The sequence below is a fragment of the Streptomyces sparsogenes subsp. cuspidosporus genome, from assembly GCF_039532705.1.
GTDB classification, from domain to species: Bacteria; Actinomycetota; Actinomycetes; order Streptomycetales; family Streptomycetaceae; genus Streptomyces; species Streptomyces sparsogenes.
This window is the reverse complement of the sequence record NZ_BAAASD010000111.1, coordinates 1-3213: the sequence shown is the minus strand read 5'-3', so window position 1 is coordinate 3213 and position 3213 is coordinate 1. Positions and strand designations below refer to the sequence as shown.

The following is a 3213-nucleotide window of genomic DNA, read 5'->3' as shown; positions in this document are numbered from 1 at the left end:
CCGTGGTCACCGGATCCTTCCGCCGTGACCACGGCACACACCACCAGCTGATGCTCTCCCTGGCGGAACTCGCCGTCCACGGCACCCCCGTGGACTGGGACACCGTCTGCCACACCCCCCACCACCCCTCGATCGACCTCCCCACCTACGCCTTCCAAGGGGAGCGGTACTGGGTGAAGAGGGCCGCCGGCGACACGCCCGATCTCCACGGCGCGGGCCTCGGCTCCGCCCACCATCCGCTGCTCGGCGCCGTGGTGACGCTCGCCGACGGGGAAGGCGTCGTGCTCACCGGCCGCCTGTCGCGCAGCAACCAACCCTGGCTCAAGGACCACGCGGTACGCGGCCTTGTGCTGCTGCCCGGGGCGGCGTTCACGGACCTGGCCGTACGCGCCGGCGACCACGTCGGCTGCCCGCAAGTGGCCGAACTGACCCTGCAAGCGCCGCTGCCGCTCCCGGAACACGGCTCGGTGCGGATCCAGGTGGTGGTGGGCGCCGGAGAGGGCGACCGCCGGCCGGTGGACATCTACGCCCAGGCGGAGGACGACGGCGACGACGGGCCGTGGGCCCGCCACGCCACGGGCACCCTGGTCCCCGCCGCGCCACCGGCCCGGCTCGCCGGTGACACCACGACCGCTGACTGGCCGCCGAGGGACGCGGAGCCGCTGCCCGTCGCCGGCTTCTACGAGCGGTGCGCCGACCAGGGCTACGAGTACGGCCCCGCCTTCCAGGGGTTGCGTGCGGCCTGGCGCCGCGGCCGCGAGTTGTTCGCCGAAGCGGTACTCCCGCAGGACGTGGAGGTCGAAGGGTACGGGCTCCACCCCGCCCTGTTGGACGCCGCCCTCCACCCGGTGGTGCTCGCGGGCCTCCAGGACGACCTCGAAGCGCTCGGCGATGAGATCAAGCTGCCGTTCTCCTGGCAGGGCGTCACGGTGCACACCACGGGAGCCACCGCTGTCCGGGCCCGGCTCAACCTGGCGGACGACGGCGACCAGGTGGTCGTAACCCTGACCACGCCGGCGGAAGAGCCCGTCGCCGAGGTACGGGGACTGCGCTCCCGCCCGGTGACGGCCGACCGGCTGCGCCCTGTCCACGGCCGGAAGCGGTCCCTGTTCCGGGTCGAGTGGACCCCGTCGGTCTTGGCCACCGCCCCGGCGACGGAGGAGTCCGCCGCCGGGAGGACGGCGCTCCTCGGCCTGGACCCGCACGAACTGTCACCTGAACTGGCCGGGGCGCCGGCCGGAACGGACACGTACGCGAACATCGCGGAACTCACCGCCGCGGTGGCAGCCGGGCGCCAGGTGCCGGAGGTGGTCTTCGCCCCCTGCCCCAGTCCGGGTACGGAAACGGCGTACGCCGACACGGCCGCCGCCGTACGCGAGGTGCTGGCGCGGATGGCCGAGCTGCTCGGCTGGTGGGCGGGGAACGAACACTTCGCGGCCTCACGACTGGTGGTGCTGACGCGGCGCGCGGTGACGGTCTCCTCCGAAGAGACGCCGGACCTGGTGCAGGCCCCGGTCTGGGGGTTGCTGCGCGCCGCGCAGTCGGAGCACCCCGGACGCTTCCTCGCCGTCGACCTGGACGGGCAGCCCGCCTCATGGTCCACCCTGCGCCGGGTGGCGGACGGCACGGAACCGCAGCTCGCCCTGCGCGCCGGGACGGTCTACGCGCCCCGGCTGCTGCCCGGCCGGCTCCGCGAGGACGCCCCCGCCGCTTTCGGCCCCGACAGCACCGTACTGGTCACCGGAGCCAGCGGGACGCTCGGCCGGATCGTGGCCCGACACCTGGTCGCCGCCCACGGGGTGCGACGGTTGGTCCTGCTCAGCCGCCGGGGCCTCGCCGCGCCCGGAGCAGAGGCATTCGCGGCCGAACTCACCGAGCTGGGCGCCCAGATCGACACCGTCCCCGGTGACGCGGCCGACCGGGACGCGCTGACCCGGATACTGGGCCACTGGCCCGTCTCGGCAGTCGTCCACACGGCAGGCGCCGTGGAGGACGCGGTCATCGAGTCCCTGACCCCCGGACACTTCGATCGGGTGCTGCGCCCCAAACTGGACGCGGCGCTGCTGCTGGACGAGCTCACCCGTGACCGCGAACTGTCCGCCTTCGTGCTCTTCTCGTCGGCATCCGGGGTGCTCGGCGGCGCTGGGCAGGGCAACTACGCGGCGGCGAACGCCTTCCTCGACGCCTTCGCCCAGTGGCGCACCGGCCAAGGCCGCCCCACTCTCTCCCTCGCCTGGGGCTTCTGGGCCGAACGCAGCGATCTCACCGCCCACCTCACCGAGCGGGACCTGGCCCGGCTGGCCCGTATGGGCATGGTGCCGATGTCCACCGACACCGCGCTGGAGCTGTTCGACACCGCCCTGGCAGCCGCGGACCCGCTCGCGGTCACCGCCTCGATCGACCCGGGCGCGCTGCGCGCCCTGAACACCGGCGACATACCCGCCATGCTGAGCCGCCTGCTGCCCGCTCCGCGCCGCCACGCCGTCCGGGCCGGCGCGGAGGAGCGGGAGGGGGCCGGCGCCGCCGGAGAACTGGCACGACAGCTGGCGGGCCGCAACGCGGACGAGCGGCGCCACGCCCTGCTGAACGCGGTGCGCGCCGAGACCGCCGCAATCCTGGGGCATGACTCCCCCAGGACCATCGAGGCCACCCGGCCCTTCAAGGAGCTGGGCTTCGACTCCCTCACGGGGACCCAACTGCGGAACCGGCTGAACGCCATCACCGGACTCCGATCCCCCGCCACCTTGGTGTTCGACCACCCCAACCCCGAGGAACTGGCACGTTGGCTGGACACTCAGCTGACCGGCGGCCACGCCCCGGCGCCCGCCACCGCGTCGCGGCCCGCGACCCCCGCCTCGACCACCCTCGCGGACGACCCGGTGGTGATCGTGGGCATGAGCTGCCGCTACCCGGGTGGGGTGCGTTCGCCGGAGGACCTGTGGCGGCTGGTGGCCTCGGGTGCCGATGTGGTCGGCCCGTTCCCCACCGACCGGGGCTGGGATCCCGAGGACCTGTACGACCCGGAGCCCGGCGTCCCCGGTAAGAGCTATGCCGCCGAAGGCGGCTTCCTGTACGAAGCGGGCGGCTTCGACGCCGACTTCTTCGGTATCTCGCCGCGTGAGGCGTTGAGTATGGATCCGCAGCAGCGGTTGTTGTTGGAGTCCGCGTGGGAGGTGTTGGAGCGGGCGGGGATCCGGCCTGAGTCGTTGCGGG

Annotated in this window: 1 protein-coding gene; it reads left to right on the top strand. The window is 73.7% G+C overall.

From position 1 onward, the window contains the following. Nucleotides 1–50 precede the first annotated feature (50 nt). The coding region (locus ABFY07_RS42490) for a type I polyketide synthase (protein WP_346179583.1) at nt 51–3213 on the top strand (3163 nt) is incomplete at its 3' end.